This window comes from Streptomyces arenae (assembly GCF_022343545.1).
Lineage (GTDB): Bacteria > Actinomycetota > Actinomycetes > Streptomycetales > Streptomycetaceae > Streptomyces > Streptomyces humi.
In genome coordinates, this window is the sequence record NZ_JAKQYH010000002.1 from 226,284 (window position 1) to 252,217 (window position 25,934).

22 protein-coding genes and 1 pseudogene are annotated in these 25,934 nt (G+C 72.6%); 4 read left to right on the forward strand and 19 right to left on the reverse strand.

The genetic code is table 11. From position 1 onward, the window contains the following. Positions 1–45: 45 nt before the first annotated feature. Positions 46–1,251 (forward strand): glycosyltransferase, encoded by a 1,206-nt coding sequence (locus tag MB828_RS01030; protein WP_301646514.1) that lies wholly within the window; start codon positions 46–48, stop codon positions 1,249–1,251. On the opposite strand, the gene MB828_RS01035 is transcribed toward MB828_RS01030, so the two are convergent. Beyond that, the gene (locus MB828_RS01035) at positions 1,187–1,597 is read right to left on the reverse strand and encodes a VOC family protein (protein ID WP_133028455.1); all 411 of its coding nucleotides are present in this window, start codon (positions 1,595–1,597) and stop codon (positions 1,187–1,189) included. The genes MB828_RS01030 and MB828_RS01035 overlap by 65 nt on opposite strands. Positions 1,598–1,768: 171 nt before the next feature. Next, the gene (locus MB828_RS01040) at positions 1,769–2,194 is read right to left on the reverse strand and encodes a PPOX class F420-dependent oxidoreductase (protein ID WP_133028454.1); all 426 of its coding nucleotides are present in this window, start codon (positions 2,192–2,194) and stop codon (positions 1,769–1,771) included. A gap of 221 nt (positions 2,195–2,415) precedes the next feature. On the opposite strand from MB828_RS01040, the gene MB828_RS01045 reads away from it, so the two are divergent. Beyond that, positions 2,416–3,639 carry a serine hydrolase domain-containing protein gene (locus tag MB828_RS01045; protein ID WP_133028453.1) on the forward strand — a complete coding sequence of 408 codons (1,224 nt, stop codon included), beginning with the start codon at positions 2,416–2,418 and terminating at the stop codon, positions 3,637–3,639. Positions 3,640–3,646: 7 nt separating this feature from the next. Here MB828_RS01045 and MB828_RS01050 read toward each other — a convergent pair whose 3' ends face one another. Beyond that, the gene (locus MB828_RS01050; RefSeq protein ID WP_301646515.1) at positions 3,647–4,792 is read right to left on the reverse strand and encodes an NAD(P)/FAD-dependent oxidoreductase; all 1,146 of its coding nucleotides are present in this window, start codon (positions 4,790–4,792) and stop codon (positions 3,647–3,649) included. A gap of 55 nt (positions 4,793–4,847) precedes the next feature. Beyond that, positions 4,848–5,507 carry a GTP cyclohydrolase II gene (ribA, locus tag MB828_RS01055; protein WP_133028451.1) on the reverse strand — a complete coding sequence of 220 codons (660 nt, stop codon included), beginning with the start codon at positions 5,505–5,507 and terminating at the stop codon, positions 4,848–4,850. 38 nt (positions 5,508–5,545) lie between these two features. Between ribA and MB828_RS01060 the strand changes: the two genes are divergently transcribed. Next, positions 5,546–6,304 (forward strand): creatininase family protein, encoded by a 759-nt coding sequence (locus tag MB828_RS01060; RefSeq protein ID WP_133028450.1) that lies wholly within the window; start codon positions 5,546–5,548, stop codon positions 6,302–6,304. A gap of 50 nt (positions 6,305–6,354) precedes the next feature. On the opposite strand, the pseudogene MB828_RS01065 reads toward MB828_RS01060, so the two are convergent. The 5 genes and pseudogenes from MB828_RS01065 to MB828_RS01085 all read right to left on the reverse strand — a co-directional run. Continuing rightward, positions 6,355–7,284: pseudogene (locus tag MB828_RS01065) on the reverse strand (lysylphosphatidylglycerol synthase transmembrane domain-containing protein); the annotation flags it as partial. Then, the gene (locus MB828_RS01070; protein WP_301646516.1) at positions 7,281–8,228 is read right to left on the reverse strand and encodes an SAM-dependent methyltransferase; all 948 of its coding nucleotides are present in this window, start codon (positions 8,226–8,228) and stop codon (positions 7,281–7,283) included. The pseudogene MB828_RS01065 and the gene MB828_RS01070, both read right to left, overlap by 4 nt. Positions 8,229–8,326: 98 nt before the next feature. Next, positions 8,327–9,529, reverse strand: coding sequence for a glycosyltransferase family 4 protein (locus tag MB828_RS01075; RefSeq protein WP_430381316.1), 1,203 nt, complete (start codon positions 9,527–9,529; stop codon positions 8,327–8,329). Between the two features lie 5 nt (positions 9,530–9,534). Further along, a complete protein-coding gene (locus tag MB828_RS01080; protein ID WP_046728401.1) occupies positions 9,535–9,933 on the reverse strand; it encodes a 6-pyruvoyl trahydropterin synthase family protein in 399 nt (132 codons plus the stop codon). A gap of 150 nt (positions 9,934–10,083) precedes the next feature. Beyond that, positions 10,084–11,067, reverse strand: a complete 984-nt coding sequence (locus tag MB828_RS01085) for a zinc-dependent alcohol dehydrogenase (RefSeq protein WP_301646518.1) — start codon at positions 11,065–11,067, stop codon at positions 10,084–10,086. Between the two features lie 121 nt (positions 11,068–11,188). Here MB828_RS01085 and MB828_RS01090 point away from each other — a divergent pair, with 121 nt between their 5' ends. Beyond that, the gene (locus tag MB828_RS01090; RefSeq protein WP_301646519.1) at positions 11,189–12,043 is read left to right on the forward strand and encodes a CDP-alcohol phosphatidyltransferase family protein; all 855 of its coding nucleotides are present in this window, start codon (positions 11,189–11,191) and stop codon (positions 12,041–12,043) included. A 59-nt stretch (positions 12,044–12,102) separates the two neighbouring features. Here the strand turns inward: MB828_RS01090 and MB828_RS01095 are convergent, their stop codons facing one another. From MB828_RS01095 to fusA, 10 genes are all read right to left on the reverse strand, one after another. After that, on the reverse strand, positions 12,103–12,828 hold the full coding sequence (locus MB828_RS01095) for a YcnI family protein (RefSeq protein ID WP_301646520.1): 726 nt from the start codon (positions 12,826–12,828) through the stop codon (positions 12,103–12,105). A gap of 60 nt (positions 12,829–12,888) precedes the next feature. Further along, positions 12,889–13,509: a hypothetical protein gene (locus tag MB828_RS01100; RefSeq protein ID WP_301646521.1), complete on the reverse strand. Its 621-nt coding sequence runs from the start codon at positions 13,507–13,509 to the stop codon at positions 12,889–12,891. Positions 13,510–13,649: 140 nt separating this feature from the next. Further along, complete coding sequence (locus tag MB828_RS01105) at positions 13,650–15,359, reverse strand: ABC transporter permease subunit (RefSeq protein ID WP_301646522.1); 1,710 nt, start codon at positions 15,357–15,359, stop codon at positions 13,650–13,652. 3 nt (positions 15,360–15,362) lie between these two features. Then, positions 15,363–15,914 carry a GNAT family N-acetyltransferase gene (locus tag MB828_RS01110; protein WP_430381314.1) on the reverse strand — a complete coding sequence of 184 codons (552 nt, stop codon included), beginning with the start codon at positions 15,912–15,914 and terminating at the stop codon, positions 15,363–15,365. Positions 15,915–15,971: 57 nt separating this feature from the next. Beyond that, positions 15,972–17,846: a discoidin domain-containing protein gene (locus tag MB828_RS01115; protein WP_301646524.1), complete on the reverse strand. Its 1,875-nt coding sequence runs from the start codon at positions 17,844–17,846 to the stop codon at positions 15,972–15,974. Between the two features lie 168 nt (positions 17,847–18,014). Further along, the gene (locus MB828_RS01120; protein ID WP_301646525.1) at positions 18,015–19,373 is read right to left on the reverse strand and encodes a GH1 family beta-glucosidase; all 1,359 of its coding nucleotides are present in this window, start codon (positions 19,371–19,373) and stop codon (positions 18,015–18,017) included. Positions 19,374–19,408: 35 nt separating this feature from the next. After that, a complete protein-coding gene (locus tag MB828_RS01125; RefSeq protein WP_301646684.1) occupies positions 19,409–20,248 on the reverse strand; it encodes a carbohydrate ABC transporter permease in 840 nt (279 codons plus the stop codon). Positions 20,249–20,264: 16 nt separating this feature from the next. Further along, a complete protein-coding gene (locus tag MB828_RS01130) occupies positions 20,265–21,257 on the reverse strand; it encodes a carbohydrate ABC transporter permease (protein ID WP_301646526.1) in 993 nt (330 codons plus the stop codon). Between the two features lie 5 nt (positions 21,258–21,262). Continuing rightward, positions 21,263–22,579, reverse strand: coding sequence for an ABC transporter substrate-binding protein (locus tag MB828_RS01135; protein WP_301646527.1), 1,317 nt, complete (start codon positions 22,577–22,579; stop codon positions 21,263–21,265). Positions 22,580–23,165: 586 nt separating this feature from the next. Then, positions 23,166–25,220: an elongation factor G gene (fusA, locus tag MB828_RS01140; protein WP_301646528.1), complete on the reverse strand. Its 2,055-nt coding sequence runs from the start codon at positions 25,218–25,220 to the stop codon at positions 23,166–23,168. Positions 25,221–25,934 lie beyond the last annotated feature (714 nt).

Here is a 25,934-nt window from a genome sequence, read left to right on the forward strand (position 1 = left end):
TACCGGGGTCGAAGGCTCCGGTAGGTGGATTCGAAAGGTGCCCAGATGCGGATACTCGTCGTCACCGTCGTCCACCACCCCGAGGACGCGCGCATCCTGCACCGGCAGATCGGCGCGCTGCGGGACCGCGGGCACCACGTGGTGTACGCGGCCCCGTTCGCGGCCCGCGAGGTGCTCCCCCGGCCCGACCTCGAAGGCATCGACCTGCCGAGGGCGGCGGGCCGCAGCCGCCGGGACGCGGTGGGCGCGGCCCGGGCGCTGCTGGCCCAGCGCGGTCACGAGGCGGACGTGGTCCTGCTGCACGACCCGGAGCTGCTGCTGGCGCTGCCCGGCACGCTGCGTCGCTGGCGGCGGTCCGGGACGGCTCCGGTGGTCGTCTGGGACGTGCACGAGGACACCGCCGCCGCGCTCACCACGAAACGCTGGATACCGCGGCCGCTGCGGGCGCCGCTGCGGTTCGGGGTGCGGGCGGCCGAGCGGCTCGCGGAACGCCATCTGCGGCTGCTGCTCGCCGAGGACGCCTATCAGGCGCGCTTCCGCCGCACCCACCCGGTGGTGCCGAACTTCACCACCGCGCCGGTCAGGGCGCCCGAACCGCCGGGCACCGAACGGGTCGTCTACGTCGGTCACCTGTCCCGGGCCCGCGGGGCGCTGGACCTGATCGAGACGGCCCGGCACCTGGGCCCCGGCCCGCGGGTCGAGGTGGCGGGCGCGGCGGACCCCGACGTCCGGGACGCGCTCACCGCGGCCGACCGGGACGGGGTGCTGCGCTGGCACGGCTTCCTGCCCAACGACCGTGCGCTGGCCCTGTTCTCCGGCGCGCTGGCCGGCCTCTCCCTGCTCCACGACCACCCCAACTACCGTCACTCCCGGCCCACCAAGGTCGTCGAGTACATGGCCCACGGGGTCCCCGTGATCACCACGCCCACCCCGCTGGCGGCCGAGATGGTCGAGCGGCACGGCTGCGGGATCGTCGTGCCGTACCGGGATCCGCGGGCGGCGGCGGAGGCGATACGACGGCTGGGTGCCGACGCGATCCTGCGGCACACCGCGGCCCAGCGCGGCCGCGAGGCGGCGCTCACCCACTTCAACTGGGCCGACAAGGCCGCCGAGTTCACGTACTGCCTGGAGAGCTGGGCCCGGGAGCAGGCCGGCGCCGGACGGGAGCGGCGGCGGGTGTTCGCCGCTACGCGTTCGACCAGCCCCGCTCGCAGAGCACGAGCCGGTACCCGTCCGGGTCCTCCACCGTGACACCCCACTGGTTCCAGTAGGGGTTCGGCGACGGCACCCGCCGCCCGCCGTGCTCCTCCAGCCGGGCGACGAGTTCCGCGGGCACCGGTCCGTCGACGTAGACGACCAGCAGGTCCTCCTCGGTGGGCCGGGGCTCCACGGGCCGGGCGGGCTCGTGCACCAGCTCCAGGTGCCAGTCGGCGTCCGGCCAGCCCACCATCAGCAGGTCGTGTTCGCCGGGCTCCGGCCCGCCCTCGGCCCGCCACAGCACACCGAGGCCCAGCCCGTGCGCCCAGAACCGCTCGGCCGCCGCCAGGTCCCGGGAGGGCCGGGCGACGCGGATGTGGCTGCGGCCGTTGACGGGCATCGTGACCTCTTCCTGAGCTGCCGTTACCTGCCCGGCAGCCTAGGTGCCCGGTGATCGCCGGGCCATCGGCCGATCGTCCTGGGCCCATGGTCCCCGCGCCCGGACCACGGCCCTAGGCCGGGTGCGCCGGCCGTCCGTCCGGGCGGGCGGGCGGGCGGGCGAACCTGGACCCTACGCGCGCGGGATGCCGTACGCCCGCTCCACGCGCAGCCGCAGCACCAGCCGGCGGTCGCGGACCATCGCGGCGCGGTAGTCGTCCCAGTCGGGGTGCTCGCCCTGGACGTCACGGTAGAGGCGGATGAGCTCCTCGACCGTCTCGTCGTACGGGTCCTGGGCGACCGGTGACAGCTCGGCGGTGCCCTCGGCGACCGTGTAGGCCCAGCGGTCGGGGCTGGTGACGTGGTAGGAGGCACGGGGGTCGCGGCGCAGGTTGCGGGTCTTGGCGCGGTCGTCCGTGATCGAGACGCGCACGGTCCGCTCGTCGGGGTAGTAGGCGTGGCTGACGTTGGACAGCTGGGGGCGGCCGTCTCTCTTGAGGGTGACCAGCACCCCGGCGTGGCCTTCGGCGAGCAGCTTCAGAAGTGTGTCCTGGGTCATATCCGCTGCAACCGCGCCGCTCGGGTCCGGCATTCCCGCCGGGCAGTCGTACTGGCGTTCCTGGCGCTGCCCGGCGTGGCGCTCGCCCGTCCGGTGCCCGGTGCCTCTTCTATAGCGTCCGTCACACCACACGCGGATGGGCGGGACCGTTTCCCGCTTCCTGCGCGACGATGAGGTCCGAGGTCGGACCGCACCGCGGACGACACGACCGGAGGAGAGCGATGGCACAGCTGCGACAGGAAGTCGACCCCAGTGAGGTCGGGCTGGACGTGAAGGCGCTCGACCGCCTCGACCAGCACTTCGCCCACTACGTCGACGAAGGGCGCCTGCCCGGCTACCTGGTGGCCGTGGCGCGCGGCGGCCGGGTCGCCCACCTCACCTGCCACGGCCACCGCGACCGCGCGGCCGGACTGCCGGTCGAGCCGGACACCATCTGGCGCGTCTACTCCATGACCAAGCCGGTCACCGCGGTCGCGGTGCTGCTGCTGGCCGAGGAAGGCCTGCTGTCGCTGGACGATCCGGTCGACCGCTTCCTGCCGGAGTTCGCCGAACCCCGGGTGTACGTGAGCGGTTCGGGCGAGGACATGGTGACCCGCCCCGCCGGAGGCCCGGTCCTGATCCGCCATCTGCTCACCCACACGGCCGGGTTGACGTTCGCCTACTACCACTCGCATCCGGTGGACGCCCGGTACCGGGAGGCGGGCCTGGAGTTCTCGGTGCCCGCGGGCGCGGACCTCGCCGAGACGACGGCCGTGTACGCGCGGATGCCCCTCCAGTTCGAGCCGGGCACGCAGTGGAACTACTCGGTCGGCTTCAACGTGCTCAGCCGGGTCGTCGAGGTGGTCTCGGGGCGGCCGCTCGACGAGTTCTTCGCGGACCGGATCTTCCGCCCGCTCGGCATGCCGGACGCGGGCCTGCACATCGTCCCCGAACAGGCCGACCGTCTCTCGGAGTTGTACGGGGAGACGGAGGGCGGCGGCATCGAGGCGATCCCCGGGCTGCCGCTGCGGGGCCGCCCCCGCATGCTGTCCGGCAGTGGCGGTCTCGCGGCGACGGCGTACGACTACCACCGTTTCATGGAGATGCTGCGCCGGGGCGGTGAGCTGGCGGGCGTCCGGCTGCTCTCCCCCGACTCGGTCGCCCTGCTGTCCCGCAACCACCTGCCCGGCGGCGCCGACCTGCGGTCCTTCGGCGCTCCCCCGCACCAGGAGCCCGGCAACGACGGCCTCGGCTTCGGACTCGGCGTCTCGGTCGTGATCGACCCCTCCCGTACGCTCGCGCCGAGCAGCCCCGGCGCCTACGGCTGGACCGGGGCCGCGACCACCGCCTTCTGGGTGGACCCGGCGCACGACCTGACCGTGCAGTTCCACACCCAGGTACGCCCGAAGACCCTGAAGGTCTTCCCGGAGCTGCGCCGGCTGGTCCACGAGTCGATCCTGGACTGAGCGCCGCTCACACGAGGTTGGACTCCGGGCGCGGGGCGTCGGCCGCGAACCGGCCGGCGCTCAGGGGCCGGACGTCAAGGAAGGGCGCCCGGCCCAGGTACAGGTCGCGGATCACCTCGCCCACCGCCGGGCCCTGGAGGAAGCCGTGGCCGGAGAAGCCGGTGGCGTACAGGAAGCGGGAGACCGAAGTCGCCTCGCCGATCAGGGCGTTGTGGTCGGGGGTGTTCTCGTACAGTCCCGCCCAGCCGCCGGTGCGGCGCAGGTCGAGCAGGGCCGGGGCGCGGCGCCGCATCGCCTCGCAGAGGCGGGGGATCCAGCGGTCGTGGGCGTCGACGGCGAAGCCCGGCCGCTCGTCCGGGTCGGACATGCCGAGCAGCAGCCCCGGGCCCTCGGCGTGGAAGTACAGGCTGGTGGTGAAGTCGATGGTCATCGGGAGCGTCGGCGGCAGGCCCGGGACCGGTTCGGTGACCGCGATCTGGCGGCGCAGCGGCTGCACCGGTAAGTCGACGCCGGCCATCGCGCCGACCGCCCGGGACCAGGGTCCGGCCGCGCAGATCACCGTCTCCGTGGCGATCCGGCCGAGGCTGGTGTGCACGGCGGTGACCCAGCGCCCGTCCCGTTCGATGCCGGTGACCTCGGTGTGGCGCAGGATCCGGACGCCGTGGGCGCGAGCGACGGCCGCGTAGCCGTGCACGACGGACTCGGGGGTGCAGTGGCCGTCGTCCGGGGAGTAGGCGGCGGCCAGCAGTCCGTCGGTGTCGATCAGCGGGGAGAGCCGGGCCGCCTCCTTCGGGGTGAGCATCCGGCTGGGCACACCGAGGTGGTTCTGGAGCCGCACACTCGCCTCGAAGGAGGCGACCTCCTCGGGGGTGGACAGGAGGAAGAGGTAGCCGACGCGGCGCAGCCCGATGTCGTGCCCGGTCTCCTCCTCGAAGCGGGCGAAGGCCTCCAGGCTCCGCGCGCCCAGCTGGATGTTGAGCTCGTCGGAGAACTGGGCGCGCACTCCGCCCGCGGCCTTCGAGGTGGATCCGGCGGCCAGCTCGTCGCGTTCGACGAGGACGACGTCGCGGACGCCCGCGCTCGCGAGATGGTAGGCGATGCTGGTGCCCATCACCCCGCCGCCGACGATCACTGCCTGGGCCCGAAGATTCACGCGTGTGCCTCCTGTCGGTCTCCCCCGATCCTTCCCCGGGAGGCCACCGGGTACCTCAGGACCAGTGCGCGACCGCGTCCAGGTGGGGCAGCACGTGGTCCAGGCGCTCCCGCTTGGTGCGCAGGTACGTGATGTTGTTCTCGCACGGCTCGATCAGCAGCGGGACCGTCTCGGCGACCTCTATGCCGTGCTGTACCAGGGACTCGCGCTTGCGCGGGTTGTTGGACATCAGGCGGACCGAGTCCACCCCGAGGTCGCGCAGGATGCCGGCGGCGACCCCGTAGTCACGGGCGTCCACGGGCAGGCCGAGCGCGAGGTTCGCCTCGACGGTGTCCAGGCCCTCCGCCTGCAGGGCCATCGCGCGCAGCTTGGCGAGCAGTCCGATGCCGCGGCCCTCGTGGCCGCGCAGGTAGACGACGATTCCGCTGCCCTCGGAGACGACCGCGCGCAGCGCGGCGGCCAGTTGGTCGCCGCACTCGCAGTGCTGGGAGCCGAACGCGTCCCCGGTGAGGCATTCCGAGTGCAGCCGGGTCAGCACCCGGTCGCTGCCGATGTCGCCGTAGACCAGGGCCACTTGCTCGTCACCGCGGTCGTGGTCCAGGTAGCCGATCGCCTGGAATTTCCCGTACACGGTGGGCAGCGGTGCATTCACGACGCGTTCCACGCCCGAACGCCGTGGGGACTTCGTGCCGAGTACGCCGATGTTTTCTGTCATGATCTGATTCCTAAGCAGAGACGAAAGGCCGTGAAAAGATGAGTGGTTCGGGCGCGCGTACGGCGGCACACGGTCTGTTGCCGGCGGACACTACGGAAGAGGTACGGACCAGGGGGGCGGGCGTTTCAACACAGGTCGCCGTCCTTCCCGTGGGGAGCTTCGAACAGCACGGCCCCTACCTTCCGCTCGCCACGGACACGCTCGTCGCCTGTGCCGTGGCCCGGGAGATCGCCGCCGCGTACCCGGTGCACCTCCTTCCTCCGGTGACCGTCTCCTGCTCGCACGAGCACGCGGCCTGGCCGGGGACCGTCAGCATCTCCTCGGTCACCCTGCACGCGGTGGTGAACGACATCGCCGCCTCGCTGCGCCGCTCGGGCGTCGACGCGCTGGTCGTGGTCAACGGCCACGGCGGCAACTACGTGCTGGGCAACGTCGTACAGGAGGCGTCCGCGCGGGGCGAGCGACTGGCGCTGTACCCGGCCGCGGAGGACTGGGAGACGGCGCTGACGCGGGCCGGGGTGGAGACCTCCGCGCTCACCGACATGCATGCCGGGGAAATCGAGACGTCCATTCTGCTGCACGCTCATCCCGAATTGGTCCGCCCTGGTTACGAGTCCGCCGATTTCACCGCTGACGACCGTCGTCATCTCCTCACCTTGGGAATGTCCGCCTATACCGAGTCGGGTGTGATCGGCCGGCCCTCCCTGGGGTCGGCGGAAAAGGGGAAGGAACTCCTCGCGGCCCTCGCCGATTCCTTCGGTGCGGTTTTCGAACTGCTCGCCCCGGGCCCGGAGTAGCGCAGCCCGGCGGACCAGCGGACGATCAGGACCACGAGGCCGGGCAGGGCCGCCACGAAGCTGAGGACGCCGTACACGACGGCGGTGGCGAGCCCGCTGTCCGCGCCGAGCCCGGCCGCCGCGAACGCCCAGGCGGTGACGCCCTCCCGGGGCCCCCAGCCGCCGACGTTCAGCGGCAGTCCCATGGCGACCAGGGCGAGCACGGAGATCGGGACCAGCATCGCCACCGGGGCGGCGGACCCGGCGACCCGCGCGGACACCACGAACATCCCGACGTGCCCGGCGAGGATGACCGCCGAGGACAGCGCCACGCCCGGCCCGTTGCGCCGGGACAGCAGGGCGCGGCGGGCCTCGGCGAGGGCCGAGCGCAGGGCGCCGGCCCGCCTGCCGGGCGCCCGGTTCATCCGGAGGGCGACGACGATCGCGCACGCGCCTGCCACGCCGGCGGCCGCCAGCGGGGCGAAGCTGCGCACGTCGGCGCGGACCGGCGACGGCAGGATCAGCAGGGCGCCCGCGCCGAACACGGTCAACGCGAGTTGTCCCGCGGCCCGTTCGAGGACGACCGCGCGGACCCCGCGCCCGATGTCACCCTCGCTCTGCCCGTGCCGCACCGCCCGGTGCACATCGCCGAGCACCCCGCCGGGCAGCGCCGCGTTGAGGAACAGCGCCCGGTAGTAGGCGCCGACCGCGGGTCCGAGCGGCAGCCGCAGGCCGAGGCTGCGGGCCACCAACTGCCAGCGCCAGGCGCTCAGTACGGTGGTGACCGCACCGATCACCAGGCCGGCCACGAGGGTCGGCGTGTCGATTCGGCGCAGTCCGTCGAGGAAGACGCCGGTACCGAGCCGCCACAGCAGCACGGCGAGGATGGCGACCCCGCCGAGGGTGCCCAGGTGGGCGCGGACGGCACGGAGGCCGAGCCGCCGGGGCACGGCCACCGCGGCGACCGGCGCGCTCTCCCGGACCAGGGTCGGGGTGGTCATGAGGTGCCTCCGGCCGGCCGGGCGAGCGCGAGCAGGTCACTGTGGTGCAGCACGACCCGCAGTTCACCGGCCGCGTTCGCGGCGAGCCGCTCGGCCAGGTAGGCCTCGGCGCGCCCGGCGAGTTCGGGGCGCTCCTCGACGGCCGCGCCGACCCAGCCGCGCAGCCACTGCTCGGTGAGCGCCTTCTCGGCGGGACCGAGCCGCCAGGGGCTGGGGTGCACCTTCACGGTGGCGCCCCGGTCGGAGAACGCCTCGCAGGCCGCGGTGATCGCGTCCGGACCGAGGAGTCCGCCGCGCCGCTGGTGGGCGTTGAACGCCTCGGCTATCTCCGCGTCCAGCGGAAGGGACGGGGAGAGGTCCACGCGTCCGGCGACCGACAGGGTGAGCAGGGCGGGGCAGCCCGCCCCGGTGCAGGCCTCGGCGAGCGTGTCGACCTCCTCCCGGGTGAGGACGTCCAGCAGGGCGGAGGCGGTCACCAGCGAGGCGCCTATGAGCGCGTCCGGGGTGAGCCGGGCGACGTCACCGCGCCGGGTCTCCACCGTCACCCGGCTGCCGTCGGCGGCGGCCCGGGGCGAGGCGACGGCCGCGAAGTGCAGCAGGTAGGGGTCGCGGTCGTGCAGGATCCAGTGCTGGGCGCCGTCCAGCCGGGGCGCCAGCCAGCGGCCCATGGAGCCGGTACCGCAGCCCAGGTCGTGGACGACGATGCCGCCGGCCTTGCCGGGCAGGTTGGCCAGCCGGATCCGCAGCGGGTCCAGCAGGTCGTGCGCCCGGGCCGCCGCGTCCGCGCTCTCCCGCAGTTGCAGCCACTCGGGCGCGTACCGCGGCGGCTCCTCGGGGTCGGTCTCGCGCAGTCGTACCGTGGCCCGCTCGCCCGGACGGGTGACGGGGCCGGCGCCCGCGATCACTTCGGAGCCCGTGGGGTCGCCGGAAGCCGTCGCGTCCATTCGGTCTACCGTCCCCGCGTCCGTGACATCCCCGGGCCCCGGCTGCGCGGGGATCGCTCCGACCGGAGCAGTGGTCGTCGTCTCACTCGTCATGCCGGTCATGCCGCCCTCCGCGGTTCGTCGGGGAGCCTCAGCAGGACTCCGGCCAGGCTGCGGGCGGTGGTCGCCCAGCCGTCGAGCGCCGCCCGCCGGCCGCGCGCGGCGGCCTTGAGACGGCGGCGTACGTCCGCCTCGCCGAACCAGCCGCGCAGTTCGGCGGCGAGCGCGGCGGGGTCCTCCGGCGGCACCAGGATGCCGGGCACCCCGCCGTCGGGGGCGCGGCCGACCGCCTCGGGCAGCCCGCCGACGTCGGTGGCGAGCACCGGGATGCCCCGGGCGAGGGCCTCGGTGACCGCCATGCCGTAGGTCTCGGCGTAGGAGGTGAGGACCATCAGGTCCGCGGCCGCGTAGCTGGCGTCCAGGTCGGCGCCGGAGCGCGGGCCCGCCAGGTGCAGCCGGTCGGTCAGCCCGTGCCGCGCGATCAGCGACCGCAGGTGGGCGACGTACTCGGGATCCTGGCCGAGTCCGCCGACGCAGGTGCAGGTCCACGGCAGGTCCCGGACCGCGGCGAGGGCCTCGACCAGCCGGTGCTGGCCCTTGCGCGGGGTGACGGCGGCCACGCACAGCAGGTGCGAGACCCCGTCGGTGCCACTGGCCAGGGGGGCGATGTCGGCCCCCGGGGCGGCCACATGGACCCGGTCGGGGGCCAGGCCGTGGTGCGAGACCAGCCGTCGTACCGCCCAGTCGCTGGTCGCGATCACCGCGGGCACGGCGCGCAGCACCGCGCGCTCGCGGGCGTCCAGGTCGGCGGCCACGGCCGCGTCGAGACCGGTCTCGTCGCCCAGCGGCAGATGCACGAGGACGGCGAGCCGCAGCCGTTCGGCCTCGGGTACGACGATCTCCGGGACACCGCAGGCCACCAGGCCGTCCACGAGGACCACCGAGCCGTCCGGCAGTTCGCGCAGGGTCCGGGCGAGGCTGTCCCGGGCGGCCTGCTCGGGGCGCGGCCAGAAGCCGGCCACCACGTGCCGGGTGACCTGCCAGCCGAAGCCGGGCAGGTCCAGGCAGACCCGCCGGTCGTAGGCGTTGCCGCCGCTCGGCTGGGCCGGGTCGTCGACGCCGCCCGGCATGAGGAAGTGCACGGTGCGCAGGGACATGGGGAGGATCCCGATGTTCGCGGGGGCGTTCTGGCCCGAGGGGTCGGCGGTGGCCGCGCGCTGCGCGGGCACGTAGGTGAGGGCCGGCGGGCGGCCGATGGCCATGTCGGTCACAGGGCACGCTCGTAACTCGCCCAGGCGACGTGCGACTCGTGGAGGGTGACGGTCAGTCCGGCGAGGCCCTTGGCGCCCTCGCCGAGCGCGCCCTTCTCGATGCGCTCGGCGAGCCGGTCCGCGATGACCTTGGCCAGGAACTCCGTGGAGGTGTTGATCCCGGCGAAGTCCGGCTCGTTGTCGAGGTTTCTGTAGTTCAGCTCGCTGACCACGGCGCCGAGTTCCTGGGTGGCGAGACCGATGTCGACGACGATGTTGTCGTCGTCCAGCTGCTCACGGCGGAAGGTGGCGTCCACGAGGAACGTGGCGCCGTGCAGTCGCTGCGCGGGCCCGAACACCTCGCCGCGGAAACTGTGGGCGATCATGATGTGATCGCGGACGGTGATGCTGAACAACGGACGACCCTCCAGGTGCGGCGCGTCTGGTCCCCCGGCTGATGCCTGCCGGGGGACCCCTTAATACGGCTCTCGACTTCCCCGTGTTCAGTCCACTCTCACTCTTTTCTCAGGTCAGGACCTCTTGGCGGGGGCGCATTGGACATCGCGTCAGCCGGTGTCGCCGTAGCGGACCCGGTGGCAGAGGGCGGGGATCTCCCCGGAGGCCAGCTTCGGGAGGACCTCCGGCAGCTCCTCGAACGCGCTTTCGCCTGTGATGAGGGCGTCCAGCGCCGGGTCGGCCAGCAGGTCCAGGGCCAGGGCGAGGCGGTCGGCGTAGCTCCGGCCGGACCGGGCGGCCGGGGAGACGGTGCCGACCTGGCTGCTGCGCACGGTGAGGCGGCGGGAGTGGAAGGCCTCGCCGAGCGGCAGGGCGACACGCCGGTCGCCGTACCAGCTGAGTTCGAGGACCGTGCCCTCGGCGGCGAGGAGCCCGAGGGCACGGGTCAGGCCCTGTTCGGTGGCGCTGGCGTGCACGACCAGGTCGCAGCCGCCGAGGGCGTCCTCGGGGGCCGCGAAGTCGACGCCCAGGGCCTCGGCGGTCTTGGCGCGGGCCGGGTCGGCGTCGACCAGCTGGAGCCGTACCCCGGGGAAGCGGGCGAGCAAGGCCGCGACCGAGCAGCCGACCATGCCGCCGCCGATCACCGCGATCCGGTCGCCGACCAGGGGCGCGGCGTCCCAGAGGGCGTTCACCGCGGTCTCCACGGTGCCCGCGAGCACCGCGCGCGCCGGGGGTACGCGCTCCGGTACCACCGTCACCGCGCTCACCGGAACGACGTAACGCGTCTGATGCGGATACAGACAGAAGACCGTACGCCCGGTCAGCTCATCGGGCCCCTCCTCCACGATCCCGACACTGAGGTAGCCGTACTTCACCGGACCGGGGAACTCGCCCTCCTGGAACGGGGCCCGCATCACCGCGTGTTGGTTCTCCGGGACGCCTCCGCGGAAGACCAGGGTCTCGGTGCCCCGGCTGACTCCGGAGTACAGCGCGCGGACCAGCACCTCGTCCTGGGCGGGCGCCGCGAGGGGGACGTCACGCAGCTCTCCGTGGCCCGGAGAGCGGAGCCAGAACGCGCGGGCCGAGCGGTTCATCGGCATCCTCCTGAACGATCGGGAAGTTGTTCACGTACCGAGGTGTGCACAGCGATAAGTGCACAGGCCGCGCACAGTACGCGGCGTTGATCGACTCTGTCACTCGGCCGGAGGACGTGCGGTGGCCCTGAACAACACTTACGAAGCCAGGCTGGTCCAGCAGGAGACCGCTGTGGGAGCGGGCGTGCAGATCCTGTTGCTGGCGCTGCTGGGCTCCGCCATCGGCATGGGGCCGGCGGGCTGGCTGACGGGCCTCGCGTTCGCGACAGCCACCTGGGCGGTGCTCTCCAGGGCCCTGCACCGCGCCCGGCCGCGCTCCTTCGGCCCGGCCAACCGGGTGACCCTCGGCCGCGCGATCCTCGTCGGCGGGGTGACGGCCCTGGTCGCCGACTCCTTCGAGAGCTCCCCGCCGGTCACCCTCCTGGTCGGCCTGACGGCGGTGGCCCTGATCCTCGACGGCGTCGACGGCAAGGTGGCCCGCAGGACGGGGACGTCCACCGCGCTGGGCGCCCGCTTCGACATGGAGGTCGACGCGTTCCTGATCCTGGTGCTGAGCGTGTACGTCTCGACGCAGCTCGGGCCGTGGGTGCTGCTGATCGGCGCCATGCGCTACGCGTTCGTCGCGGCGGCGAAGTTCGCGCCCTGGCTGAACGCGCCGTTGCCGCACTCGATGGCCCGCAAGACGGTCGCCGCGATGCAGGGCGTCTGCCTGCTGCTGGCGGGCGCGGACCTGCTGCCCCACCTCGCCAACCTGGCCGTGGTGCTGCTGGCGCTGGGCTCCCTGGTGTGGTCTTTCGGGCGGGACGTGGTGTGGCTGTGGCGCAACGAGCGGATCGCGGCGCGGGAGACGACGTCCGGGGCCGCGACGACGGCGGGGACCGGGGCGGCCGACGAGGCCGACGCGTCGGTGGCCGCGCTGGAGGACACGTCGGTGGCCGCGCTGGAACGTGAACTGCTGGAACTCGCGGCGCGGTAGGCGAGGACGGCAGGAGCAGGGGCCCGGACCGGGGGATGGTCCGGGCCCCTGGTCGTTGCCTACGACCGTGCGCCGCGGGTCCGGACGAAGGTGAACGCGGCCGCCGCGAGGCCCAGGGCGCCGACGATCAGGCCCGCGACGCCGAGGCCACGGGCGGTGGAGTCGCTGGTGTCGGCGGACGCGGACGTCTCCTTGGCGCCGGTGCTCTTCGCCGTCGGCGCGGCCGAGGCCGCCGTGTCGTCGCCCGCCGTCAGCTTGAGCGTGGGCGCCGGGTTCTCCGGCTCGTCGTCGCCGCCCTGGGCCTGCTCGATCCAGCGGACGACCTTGCCGTCGGAGTAGGTCTGGAGCGTCTTGAACGTCAGCTGGTCGGTGTTCTCGGGCAGTTGACCGAACGCCACGTCGAAGTCCACGTACTGGCCGGCGCCGATCCTGCCGCCGGTCCAGGTGATCTCGGAGGCGGCCTCGGTGATCGTGCCGTCGTCGGTCTTCACGGGCGTCTTGAGCTTGGTGGTGGTGACCTTGGCGGTCCAGCCGGCCTGCGGGGTGACGAGGACGCCGAGGACCGGGTGGTCGGTGGGCAGGAAGACCTGCACCTTGGTGGTGGCGGCGGTGTCCTCCTCGTTGGGCACGCGGAAGGTCAGCACCCCGTCGGTGGCGCCCTTGGCGTAGCTCTCGGGGTGAACGGTGACGTGCGCGGCGGCGACTCCGGCGGCGACCAGGACGGAGGCTGCGGTGAGCGCGGTGACGGTGGCGGCGCGGCGCAGGGTGGCGCGGGTTGCGGACATGGCTGAGTGGATCTCCGTACGAAGGAAGGAAAAGGAAGGGTATGGACGGCTGGTGCGAGGTCAGACCGTGTACGGGATCGGGCTCGGGGGGCCACGTCGGCTCACCGCGTGCCGCAGGGTGAGCAGCCGGGGGCGGACGGGCCGGGCGAGGGCGGGAAGGCCGCGGTCGGCCGGCGTGGGCAGCGGGACGTCGTCCCACCAGGCCGCGAGTCCGGGGACGAGGGCGACCGCGCGGCGCAGCAGCGACCACAGCGCCGCCTCGCCGCGCCGCAGCCACCAGGAGGCGACCAGGGCGGCGGCGACGTGGGCGACGGTGGCGTGCGCGGTCAGGGCGTGCGCGTGCGGTGCCGTCCCGGCGGCCATGGTGTGGCCGTGCATCGGCATGTTCATGGGCATGTCGGCCATGCGCGCGGTGTGGACCGGCGTGACCCGGCGGGCCGCGTCGAAGCCCATGTGCAGACCCGCCTGGGTGAGGAGCATGCCGGCGCCGATCTCCGGCAGTCCGCGCTCGCGTCCGGCGAGGGCGCGGCCGAGGACGAAGACCGCGGCGAATCCGGCCGCGTCGGCCCAGAGCGGCGGCATGTCGCCCATGGCGAGGCCGTGCCCGGCGGCGGCCAGCAGCACGCACACCGCGGCGAACACCGCGGCCCGCAGGCTCCGTACCGCCGGTGACGCACTCATGGTGAGCGATCCTCCCACGCTGGGAAGGTACGCGTGGCGCGGACACCAGGTTCAGCCACGAAGGGAACGGACTGACGCGCGCCCCCTCAGGAACGCGGTGACGCGCCCCCTGCAGGAAAGCGGTGACGCGCCCCTCGGGTTCACGTCGGTCTCGGTTTCCGTGTCCGCCCGGTGCCCGCGGTCGACGCGGTCACGGCCAGCGCGCCCAGCAGGGCGAGTACGGCAGCGGGGGCGAGGACCGCCCAGGGGGCGCGTTCGGCGTACGGCTGGTTCTCGGCGAGGAGCCGGCCCCATTCCGGGGACGGCGGCTGGGCGCCGAGGCCGAGGAAACCGAGCGAGGCGAGGGCGAGTGCGACGCCGGGCAGCCGCAGCAGTGCGTGCCGGACGACGGGCGGCACCACGGCCGGCAGCAGTTCATGGCGGAGCAGGTACCGGCGGCCGGCGCCCAGGGCGGCGGTGGCGGTGAGGTGGAGGGTGGCGCGTTCCTGCCGGAGCAGTGCGGAGGTGTGGGCGGCCAGGGGTGCCCAGGCCACCGCGGCGACGGCGAGGGCGGGGGTGTGCGGTCCCCCGCCGGCGACCGCCGTGACCAGCAGGGCGGCCAGTACCGGCGGCAGGGCGTTGACGGTGTCGACGAGCGGTCCGGAGAGCCGGGGCAGCAGCCCGAGGAGCACGCCGGCGAACAGGGCGGCGGCGCTGATCGCGAGGGCGAGCAGCAGGGTGTCGAGGGCGCCGTGCGCGATCCGGGCGAGCAGGTCGCGGCCGAGCGCGTCGGTGCCGAACGGGTGCGCCGGGGAGGGCGGTCGAAGCCGCTCGGTGGTGTCGAGGGCGAGGGGGTCGCGGGGCAGTCCGGTGCCGACGACCGTGAGCAGTACGGCGGCCAGGACGAGCGGGGTGGTCCGGCGGGCGGGCGGGGCGGTCCGGGGCGGCGCGGGCAGCGCTCGGTCGTTCAGGGCGGGGCCGACGAGCAGTCGTACCAGCGCGCGGCCGGTGAGCGCGGCGGCCGTGGCGAGCAGGAGGAGGGCCAGGGTGCCCGCCTGGAGGACGGGCAGGTCCTGGGCGAGGGCGGCCTGGAGGGTGGTGCGGCCGAGTCCCGGTATGTCGAAGATCTGCTCCACGGCGACGGCGCCGCCGGTGAGGCCGACGACGAACAGGCCGGCGTTGGGCAGGAGGCCGGGGAGGCAGCGCCGCAGTGCCTGGCGGGCGACGCGGTGCGGGGGCAGGCCGCGGGCGGCCGCGGCCCGTGCCCAGGGTTCGGCGAAGGCGCCCGGCAGCAGGTCGTCGAGGAGCCGGCCGAGGACGGCGCCGGCGGGCAGGCCGAGGGCGAGTGCGGGCAGCACGGTCCAGCGGAGGCCGTACCAGCCGAGGGCGGGCAGCCAGCCGAGCTGGACGCCGACGACGGTGGCGAGGACGGAGGCGGTGAGGAACTCGGGCAGCGCGGCGAGCATCGCGGACGCGGTGCCGCCGGAGCGGCGGGCGCCGCCCGACCTCAGGGTGCGGGCGCACACCAGGCCGGTGGTGCAGACGGCGATCACGAGGGCGACCGTCATCAGCAGCAGGGAGGCACCGAGCGCCTGGAGGACGGCAGGGGTCACCTCTCCGCCGGAGATCCACGACCGTCCGGCGTCGCCCCGCAGCAGCCCGCCCGCCCATTCGGCGAGGAGGTGGAACGGCCCTTTGTCCAGGCCGAGTCGGTCGCGTATGCCGGCGAGCACCTCGGGCGTGGGGTCGCGGTCCTGGGAGCGCGCCTTGAGGACGGTCAGCGCGGGGTCGGTATCCGCGAGCCAGGGCAGCACCCCGATCCCGCACACCAGGCCGGCCGCGAGCACGGCTCGCCACAGCAGGGTCGGCACGGGTCAGCGCCTGGCCGTCACCGCTCGCCTCATCGGCACCTCGAAGTGCACGATCCCCTGCCCGCCTCCCGGACCCTCGCGCTCGTCGAGCACGACCTCGCCGAGCGAGCGCCAGAACGCCTCGGCGCCGGGCACGGCGGGGTCCGTGTGCAGATACACGGCCCGGTACCCGCCGTCGGCGACCGCGAAGTCGACCAGTTCGGCGACCAGTCGACGGGCGATTCCGCGCCGCCGGCCCTCCGGCCGCACGTACAGCCGCCGCACCTGCGCGGTCTCCCCCGACGGGTACCGCTCGGCCAACTCCCGCGGATTCGGGGGGTGAGCGGGCCCCCGCGAGTCGAGCGCCCCGGTCCCGACCACCTGCCCGCCCCCGTCGACGGCGACCAGGAGCGTGTGCCGACGGGAGGCGAGGTAGTACCCGGCCGGATCGACGATGTCGCCGTGCCACCGCGGCACGTACCCGGTCCCGAAGTCCCGGTAGACGGTGTCGAGCATGACGGCCCGCGCGCCGCCGAGGTCGTCGCGGGTCGCCACTCTGATGCAGTAGTCACGCACCTGCACACTATATGTATTAAGCCTTCGAGGCGGCCTGTTCCCCCCGCGTCCGGTTCCTCACCGCTTCTGCTCGACGCGGACCCAGTCCACCTCCGCCTGCACTCCCCCGGCCGCGATCTTGTCGACGCTGGACTGGGGCAGGCCCCAGTAAGGGGTGGTGACCTGGTTCCAGCCGGCCGGGTAGGCGCCGCCCAGGGCGAGGTTGAGGATGACGTACTGGTTGTGGTCGTAGACCCACTGGCCGCGGGTCGACTCCACTTTGTTGCGGGTGGTCTCCTGGACCAGGGCGTCGTCGACGTAGAAGCGCATCGCCGTGGGGGTCCATTCGACGGCGTAGGTGTGCCACTGGTCGATGGTGCCGCCGTTCGGGAAGGTCTGGCGGGCGCCGATGTTCCCGTCGGCGGAGTAGCCGGGGCCGTGCAGGGCGGTGCTCGTCCAGTTGTTGTAGCCGATGTTCTCCATGATGTCGGTCTCGCCCGAGGCCGGCCAGGAGACCGACGGGTTGTCGACGTTGCTGCCGAGCAGCCAGAAGGCGGGCCAGAACCCGTCGCCGACCGGGAGTTTCATGCGCGCGCTCACACGGCCGTACGTGAAGTCGAAGTGGGTGTTGGTGTCGATGCGGCCGGAGGTGAAGTCGTAGGTGCCGCCGCCCGCCTGGGTGCAGCCCTTGCAGTACTTCGCCTTCAGCAGCAACTCCCCGTTCTGCGTCCGGATGTTGTCCGTGGAGTCGACGTACGCCTGGGACTCGCCGTTGACCGGGCCCATCTCGGTGCCGGTGCGGACCACCCGCCACTTGGAGCGGTCGAGGGCGGAGCCGGTGAAGTCGTCGAAGAACGTGGTCTGGTAGGTGCCCGACTGGTCACCCGGCAGCGCCGGATAGGCCGCCGAGGCGCTGCCGCCGGTGCCCCAGACCTGGAACTCGTAGAGGGAGTAGCCGAACTGGGCCGTGTAGGGGGCCGGGTTGTAGAAGCTGCGCCGCTCCTTGCCGAGCATGCGGACGTAGCGGCCGGTCGCCGGGGAGGGCAGGGTGACGGTGTCGTGACGGCCCGCCGCGTCCGAGGGGGAGGCCACGTTCGCACGGCGGGCGGCGATGTCCGCGGCGGAAGGCTCGTACACCGTACGCCAGTTGGTGTTGTCGTCGGAGACCTGGAGCAGGTAGTCGACGGCGTATGCCGACTCCCAGTACAGGTCGACCGAGGAGACGGTCGCGGTGGCGCCGAGGTCGACCGAGATCCAGCGGTCGGCATTCCAGTCGCTCGACCAGCGTGTGGAGTCGCCCTTCAGGTCGGCGGGCCAGCCGCCGTCGGTGGCGAACGCCGGTGAATTGCCCGCGTGCTGGTAGTAGTTGGAGTACGCGGGGTGGTTCAGGGCGAGGTTGGTGACCGTCGAGGACGCCGGGGCGGGTTCACCGCCGTAGACCTTGAGGTTCCAGAGCGAGTAGCCGTAGGGCGTGGCGCGCTGGACGCCGCGCATCCGGACGTAGCGGCCGGTGACCTCCTGCGGGTAGGTGTGCGCGGTGACCGAGCCGCCGGTGCCGTCGGTCTCGGTGTAGAAGGGCGTCCAGTCCGTGCCGTTCTTCGAGGCTTCGAGGACGTACTTCTTGCCGTACGCGGCCTCCCAGTCGAGCACCACGCTGTCGATGCGGATCGTGGTGCCGAGGTCGACGCGGATCCAGGCATCGTCGGCGAAGTTGCTGGACCAGCGGGTCGCGCCGTTGCCGTCGAAGGCCAGGCCGGGTGTGGTGCCGGCGTTCTCGGAGCCGGAGGCGGTGACGGCGGCCGGGTTCGCGGCGTAGGCGGCGCCGGCCCGGTCGGTGTCCCAGGCGGCGGCGGTGGCGGCGGACGCGGGTGCGGCCAGGGCGCTGATGCCCGAGGTCAGCAGGGCGGCCGTCGCGAGGGCGGCCATGAGGGTACGGGGGATTCGGGATCGCATGCGGGTCTCCTGAGCGTCGGCGGTACCTTCGCTTGTGTCGCGGACATGACAGATTGATCTCCGTGCCTGTTGCTCGTGCGCATGACGGTCGGGCGTGCGGTGGGCGCGGAACTCCCCTGGACCGCGCCCACCGCGGTCGTGTCGGGCCGGACGGCGGCCCGGTCCGGGTCAGGCCGCCTTGCTGGCCTGTCCCCGGTGGTCGCGGATGATGTCCGCGTACCGGCGTCCGGTGCCCTTGATCGTGCGGACCTGGGTCTCGTAGTCGACGTGGACCAGGCCGAAGCGCTTGTCGTAGCCGTACGCCCACTCGAAGTTGTCCAGCAGCGACCAGGCGAAGTAGCCGGCCAGCGGGGCGCCCTTGCGGGCCGCTGAGGCGCAGGCGGCGAGGTGGCCGGCCAGGTACTCCTGGCGCTCGGGGTCGTCGATCGTCCCGTCGGGGCGTACCACGTCCGGGTAGGCGGAGCCGTTCTCGGTGACGTAGAGCTTGCGGGCGCCGTACTCGTTCGTGAGGCGCAGCAGCAGCGTCTCGATACCGCTCGCGTCGATCTCCCAGTCCATGCCGGTGCGCGGGACGTTCTCGCGGTGGACGGAACGGGCGTACGGCGCGGGGCCGTCCGGGTCGTCCTCGATGAACGCGGGGAAGTAGTAGTTCAGGCCCAGCCAGTCCAGCGGGGTGGCGATGGTCTCCAGGTCGCCGGGGCGCTCGGGAAGTTCGACACCGTAGGTCTCGACCATGTCGGCCGGGAAGCCGCGGCCGTGCACCGGGTCCAGCCACCAGCGGTTGACGTGCCCGTCCTGGCGGCGGGCGGCGGCCGCGTCCTCGGGGCGGTCCGTCACCGTGAACACCGTGGACAGGTTGTTGACGATGCCGACCTGGGCGCCGGGCGCGGCGGCGCGGATCGCCTGCGCGGCCAGGCCGTGGCCGAGGAGCAGGTGGTAGGAGGCGCGGACGGCGGCCGTGAGGTCGGTCCAGCCGGGGGCCATCTTGCCCTCCAGGTGGCCGATCCAGGCCGAGCAGGACGGCTCGTTGAGGGTGGTCCAGTGGTGCACCCGGTCGCCGAGCCGGTCGGCGACCACGGAGGCGTACGCGGCGAAGTGCTCGGCGGTCGCCCGCTCGGGCCAGCCGCCCCGGTCCTGGAGGGCCTGCGGCAGGTCCCAGTGGTAGAGGGTGACGGACGGTGTGATGCCCGCGTCCAGCAGGCCGTCGATCAACTCGTCGTAGAAGTCGAGGCCCTTGGCGTTGACCGGGCCGTCGCCGCCGGGCCGCACGCGGGGCCAGGCGACCGACAGCCGGTAGGCGTTGGTGCCGAGCCGGCGCATCAGGCCGATGTCCTCGCGCCAGCGGTGGTAGTGGTCGCAGGCGACGTCGCCGTTGTCGTCGTTCGCGATCTTCCCCGGGGTGTGCGAGAAGGTGTCCCAGATGGAGGGCGCACGGCCGTCCTCGTCGACGGCTCCCTCGATCTGGTACGCCGCGGTTGCCGTGCCCCACAGGAAGTCGTGCGGCAGGGCGGCGAGGTCGATGGTCACGTAAGTCCTTTCGGAACTGGCTTTTCGAGGCGGATTCACTTGACGGCGCCGGCCGTCAGTCCGGCGACGAGGTAGCGCTGGAGCAGCAGGAAGCCGGCCACGACGGGGACGCTCACCACCAGCGAGGCGGCCATGATCTGGTTCCAGTACACGTCGTTGAGCGTGGAGTAGCCCTGGAGACCGACGGCGAGGGTGCGGGTGGTGTCGTTGGTCATGACGGAGGCGAAGAGGACCTCGCCCCAGGCGGTCATGAAGGCGTAGACGGCGACCGCGACGATGCCCGGGATCGCGGCCGGGACCACGATCCGGAACAGCGCGCCGAGCGGGCCGCAGCCGTCCACCAGTGCCGCCTCGTCCAGGTCCCGCGGAACCGAGTCGAAGTACCCGATCAGCATCCAGATCGAGAACGGCAGCGAGAACGTCAGGTACGTCAGGATCAGGCCGCCGCGCGAGCCGAACAGGGCGATGCCGGTGGCGTTGCCGATGTTGACGTACAGCAGGAACAGCGGGAGCAGGAAGAGGATGCCCGGGAACATCTGGGTGGAGAGCACGGTGACCGTGAAGACCCGCTTGCCGCGGAAGTCGTAGCGGCTGACCGCGTAGGCGGCGAAGACCGCGACGACCACCGAGCAGACCGTCGCCGCGACCGACACGATCAGCGAGTTCACGAAGTACTTCGCGAGCGGGACCGTCGACCAGATGTCGATGTACGGGCGGATGGTCAGGCCGCTGGGCACCCAGCGGAACTTGCCGGTGACGTCCGCGAGGGGCTTCAGCGAGCTGGAGACCATCACGTACACGGGGACCAGCACGAACCCGGTGAGCAGCGTGAGGAAGATCCGCCGGGACCAGAGGAAGGAGCGCGGCGGCGCCATCGGCGAGCCGGACGGGCTAGACATCGGCGGTCCTCCGTTCGCGCGAGGTGAACACCAGGTACACGCCGGTCACCACCAGCAGGAAGAGCAGCAGGAGCACGGACATGGCCGAGCCGGTGCCGAAGTTCCAGGTGACGAAGGAGGCCTGGTAGATGTGGACCGAGATGAGGTCGGCGGCCTCCGGGGCGGACTTGCCGAACAGCACGTACGGCGTGTTGAAGTCGTTGAACGTCCACAGGAACAGCACCAGGACCAGCACCTGGTTGACCGGGCGCAGCGACGGCAGGGTGATCCGGCGGATCTGCTGCCACAGGCCGGCGCCGTCCAGGGCAGCCGCCTCGTACAGCTCCCGCGGGATGTTCTGGAGGCCGGCCATCACGATCAGGAAGGCGAACGGCCAGCCCTTCCACACCGACACGATGAGCAGTGCCCAGAAGCTGTTGTCGCCGATCAGCCAGAAGGACGGCTTGTCGGTGAGGTGCAGCTGGTCGTGCAGGACGTGGTTCACCAGGCCGTTGTCGTGCTGGAACATGAACACCCAGGTGATGACGGCCGCGTACACGGGCAGCGCGTACGGGATGAGGAACAGGGCGCGCAGCAGGCCCCGGCCCCGGAAGGTGTCCTGCATGAACACCGCCGCCGCCGTGCCGATCAGCCAGCACAGGCCGACGGAGAGCAGGGTGAAGCCGACGGTGACGAAGAAGGAGTGCAGCAGGGCGTTGCCGACCGGCGCGTTGAAGTCGACCGACATCCGGTAGTTGTCGAACCCGGACCAGGGGGCCGTGCCCCAGTCGCGGATGTAGAACTGGGTGAGCTCCTTGAAGCTCATCACGACGCCGATGACCATCGGCACGAGATGGACGAGGAGTTCGAGCAACAGGGCGGGCAGGAGCAGCAGGTAGGGCAGTCCGATGCGGCGGATCCGCCCGGGGCGGCGGCCCGAGCCGCCCGCCGCCCCGGGGGAGTTCACCTGCGCCGGTTCCCGCACGGCGGTGGTGGTGGTCGTCATCTCGTTCAGGCCGCCGGCATCTGCTGCTGGGCCTTCTCCAGTTCGGCCTTGACGGAGTCGGTGGTGATGGCGCGGCCGGCGGCCGCGTCGGCGAACAGGTTCTTCACGGCCGTACCGACGGTCGTCTCGAACTGGGACTCCGAGGCCACCTGGGGCAGGGCCGCGGCGCTGGTGGCGAGGGTGTTCTTCAGGACCGAGTTGGCGGGGGTGTTGAAGGCCGGGTCCTCCTGGGCGGTCTTGACCGGCGGGATGGAGCTGTAGGCGGTGTTGAGGATCTTCTGCTCGTCGTCGCTGGTCATGAACTTCACGAACTTGGCGGCGCCGTCGAGGTTCTTGGTATTCTTGAAGACGGCCAGGTTGATGCCGGCGACCATCGAGTTGACCTGGGTGCCGGTGCCGGGGGTGCCGGACTGCACGGGCACCGGGGCGATGCCGTAGTCGCTGTCGCTCATGCCCTGCGACTTGAGGTTGGCGGACGCCGACTGCCACAGCAGCATGGCCTGCTTGCCCTTGGCGAAGTCACTCACCGACTGGTTCTGCGCGTACTCGGCGTCGCCGGTCGGAATGACCTTGTCCTTGGCCATCAGGTCGACGTACTGCTGCACCGCGGCCACGATCTTGTCGTTGGTGAAGTCCGGCTTGCCGTCGGAGGTGAAGAAGTCGGCGCCGTGCTGCTTGGCGAAGACGAAGACGTGGTGGATGTTCTCCGAGACGTTGCCGCCCTCGGCGCCGAGCACCGACTTGCCCTTGGCGGATATCTTCTTGCCGTCGGCGATCAACTCGTCCCAGGTGGCCGGGGGCTTGGCGATACCGGCGTCGGCGAAGATCTTCTTGTTGTAGTAGAGGGCGTACGCCATCGAGTAGAGCGGTACGGCCGCCGGGTCCTTGCCCTCGGCACCGGTGGAGCCCAGCGCGGAGTCGACGAAGCGGTCCTTGCCGCCGATCTTGCCGAAGTTCTTGGCGTCCCAGGGCAGCAGCGCGCCGGTGGCCTGGAGCGAGGCGCTCCAGGTGTTGCCGATGTTCAGCACGTCGGGGCCCTGGCCCGAAGTGGTCGCGGTCAGGATCCGGTTGAGCAGGTCCGACCAGGGCACGACCTCCAGCTTGACCTTGATGCCGGTCTGCTTCTGGAACTTGTCGAGCTCCGGCTGGAGCACCTTCTTGTCGACCTCGATGCTGGCGCCCTGGTTGGAGGCCCAGTAAGTGAGCGTCTTCGGGGAGTCGTTGGACCCGCCCCCGGCGGACGAACCGCCACCGCAGGCCGTGGCCGCGAGGGCGAGAGACATGGTGACGGCGCCTACGGCCGCGGCTCGGATGCTGCGCATGGCTCCTGCTGTGCCTTTCCGGGAGTCGAGAACCCCGAGAGGGCTTCACGAAGGCCGGCGCCCGCGTGTGCGGAGACCGGGACCGACGTTCGGCTTCGAAGCCCCTCATGGCTTAATTTAGGACGTGAGTTAATACTCCGATCAGGGGCGCGTCAAGGTTTCCGGCACGGGTATTGGCGCAGGCGGGCGAGGGAGCGGCCGGTTCCGGAGCGGGGGCCGGCCGCGCCCGAGGGTGTGACCTGGGCCGAAGCGGCCCGATCCGGGCGGCGGCGGGCCCGGCCCCGTTCCACAACGGTTGTGTCTCGACAGCACGTGACCGTACGACGGTGCGGGCCGCGAGGTTTCCCCCCGGCCGCCAACCGTAGGACGGTGAAGGCCGAGGGAGGTTTCCTCCCGGCCCCCAACCGTAGGACGGTGAAGGCCGAGGAGGTTTCCCCCGGCCTTCACCCTGGGCCTCCGGACGTCCGCCGCGGCCGCCTGCCCTGGCCGCCCGGTGACACCGAGCCGGCGCCCGGCTGCCCCTCGGCCACCGGGCCGGGGCCCCGGCTGCCCGTCGGTCACTGGGCCGGGGCCGGGGCCGGTGGTGTTACCGGGGCGGGGTCGGGGCGTAGCCGGTCGGGTGGGTGGTGAAGGTGCCGCGGCCCTGGGTACGGCCCCGCAGGCGGGTCGCGTAGCCGAAGAGTTCGGCCAGCGGCACGGTGGCGGTCAGGACCGCCGCGCCGCCCCGGGTCCCGGACCCGGTGACCCGGCCGCGGCGGGCCGCCAGATCACCGAGCACGCCACCGACGGCCTCCTCGGGCACGGTGACCGTGACCTCGGCGACCGGCTCCAGCAGGACCATCGCGCAGGCCCGCAGCGCCTCCCGGAGACCGGACCGCCCCGCCGCCCGGAACGCCGTGTCGGAGGAGTCCTTCACATGCGTGGAACCGTCGGTCAGGGTGACCCGCAGCCCGGTCACCGGATGACCGCCGAGGGGCCCCTCGGCGAGCGCGTCCCGGCAGCCGGCCTCGACCGCGCGGACGTACTCCTGCGGCACCCGGCCGCCGACGACCGCCGACCGGAACTCGAAACCCGCGCCCTCCCCCAGCGGTTCGACGTCCAGCACGACATGCGCGAACTGCCCCGCGCCGCCGGTCTGGTGGACGTGCCGGTGGACATGGCCGGTGACCCCGCGGCCGACGGTCTCCCGGAGGGCGACCCGCGGCCGGCCCACCGTCACCTCGGGACCGCCGTCGCGCCGGATCTTCTCCACCGCCACCTCCAGGTGCAGTTCGCCCATCCCGGACAGCACGGTCTGCCCGGTCTCGGCGTCGGTGCGCACCACCAGCGAGGGATCCTCCTCGGCGAGCCGGGCCAGCGCCTGCGCCAGCCGTTCGGTGTCGGTACGCCGGCGGGCCTCGACGGCGACGGACACCACCGGGTCCGCGACCCGCGGAGGCTCCAGCAGCAGCGGGGCGTCCCGGGCGCACAACGTGGCGCCGGGACGGGCCGACTTCAGCCCGACGACGGCGACGATGTCACCGGCCACCGCCCGGTCCAGGGGCTCGTGCCGGTCGGCCATGATGCGCAGGATGCGTGCGACGCGTTCGGTGCGGCGCGTTGCCGGGTCCCACACGGTGTCTCCCTTCTCGATCGTGCCGGAGTAGACGCGGACATGGGTGAGGCGTCCGGTGGCGGTCGCGGTCACCTTGAACGCGAGCGCCGCGAACGGCCCGCCGGGGTCGGCGGTCCGCCGCTGTTCGTCACCCTGGTGGGTGCCGCGCACGGCGGGCACGTCGAGCGGCGAGGGCAGGTACGCCACGGCCGCGTCCAGCAGCGGTTCGATGCCCCGGTTGCGGTAGGCGGACCCGCACAGGACGACCACGGCGTCACCGCCGCGGGTGAGGTCGCGCAGGGCGGTGACGAGGGTGCCGGTGGACAGCCGGCCGCCCGGCGCGCAGAACTCCTCCAGCGCGGCCGGGTGCAGACCGGCCACCGTCTCCTCCAGCAGCCGTCGCCGTCGGCGCGCCTCCTCGCCGAGTGCACCGGGCACCGGCCCCTCCACCGGTGCGGTGCCGCCGTCCGGCCAGACCAGCGCGCGCATCCGCACCAGGTCGACGACGCCGGTGAAACCCTCCTCCGTGCCGATCGGCAGCTGGACGACGAGCGGCACCGGGTGCAGCCGGTCCCGGATCGACGCGACGGCTCTGTCGAGGTCGGCGCCCGCGCGGTCCAGTTTGTTGACGAAGGCGATCCTGGGCACGCCGTGCCGGTCGGCCTGCCGCCAGACCGACTCGCTCTGCGGCTCGACACCGGCTACCGCGTCGAACACGGCGATCGCCCCGTCGAGGACGCGCAGCGAACGCTCGACCTCGTCGGCGAAGTCGACGTGGCCGGGGGTGTCGATGAGGTTGACGCGGTGGCCGTCCCAGGCGCAGCTGACGGCCGCGGCGAAGATGGTGATGCCTCGGTCGCGTTCCTGAGGGTCGAAATCGGTGACGGTGGTGCCGTCGTGGACCTCGCCGCGTTTGTGGATGGTGCCGGTCGCGAAGAGGATGCGCTCGGTGACGGTGGTCTTTCCGGCGTCGACGTGGGCGAGGATGCCCAGGTTGCGAACGACGGCAAGGGGGTTGACGGAGTTCGGGCGGAGTTCGGTGCGCATGGCCCGATGCCTTTCGAATGGGGTTCCCGGAATGACTTGCGGAAGGGCAGCGCAATTCCCCGTGCGGCACACCGCACCGGGCCAGGACTGACGGCACGTCAAAGTGCTGGCATATGCCGGTGGTTGCGGAGATCAGTCGTGCGTCACGGAGTCCGGTACCGGCCGCGCGGCGGGCACCGGAGTGACGAGGACACGAGGATCACGTCGTAGCGGGAACGCGGAGAGACGGCAGCCGTGCGCTCACGCATGACCTTCTCCCCTCATTCGTCCGAACTCGTCACGACAAAGCACCGGGAGCACGTTTCGCGGCTACGGTGCGTGATAACGGAGCGAGTGTAGGCAGCCGGTGCGTGCCATGGCACCCGATTTTCGACCGGGCCCGCCCCCACCCTCGCCCCTGCCCCCGCCCCCGCCCGATTCCGGTTCGTTCCCTTTTTCCGGCACCCGGGGAATGCGCGACTCGTTGGCCCGGCATTTTCCGGACATTCATCCGGCCGGCATCGGCAACTCCCGGAACACGGAAGGCGCTTTCGGCTTCGCCCGGTGAGCGCGGCGCGGCGCACCGGCCAAGACCGCCGCAACTCCAGCGATTGGCCGAAAAACACGCTTTACAGCTCCCATTGGGACATCCGGTAACCCGCCGGCCGCCCCTCGGCCGGACCGTCGGGAAAGGACGCCCGGATCGCCCCGGATACACATCATCCCGGCCTGCGC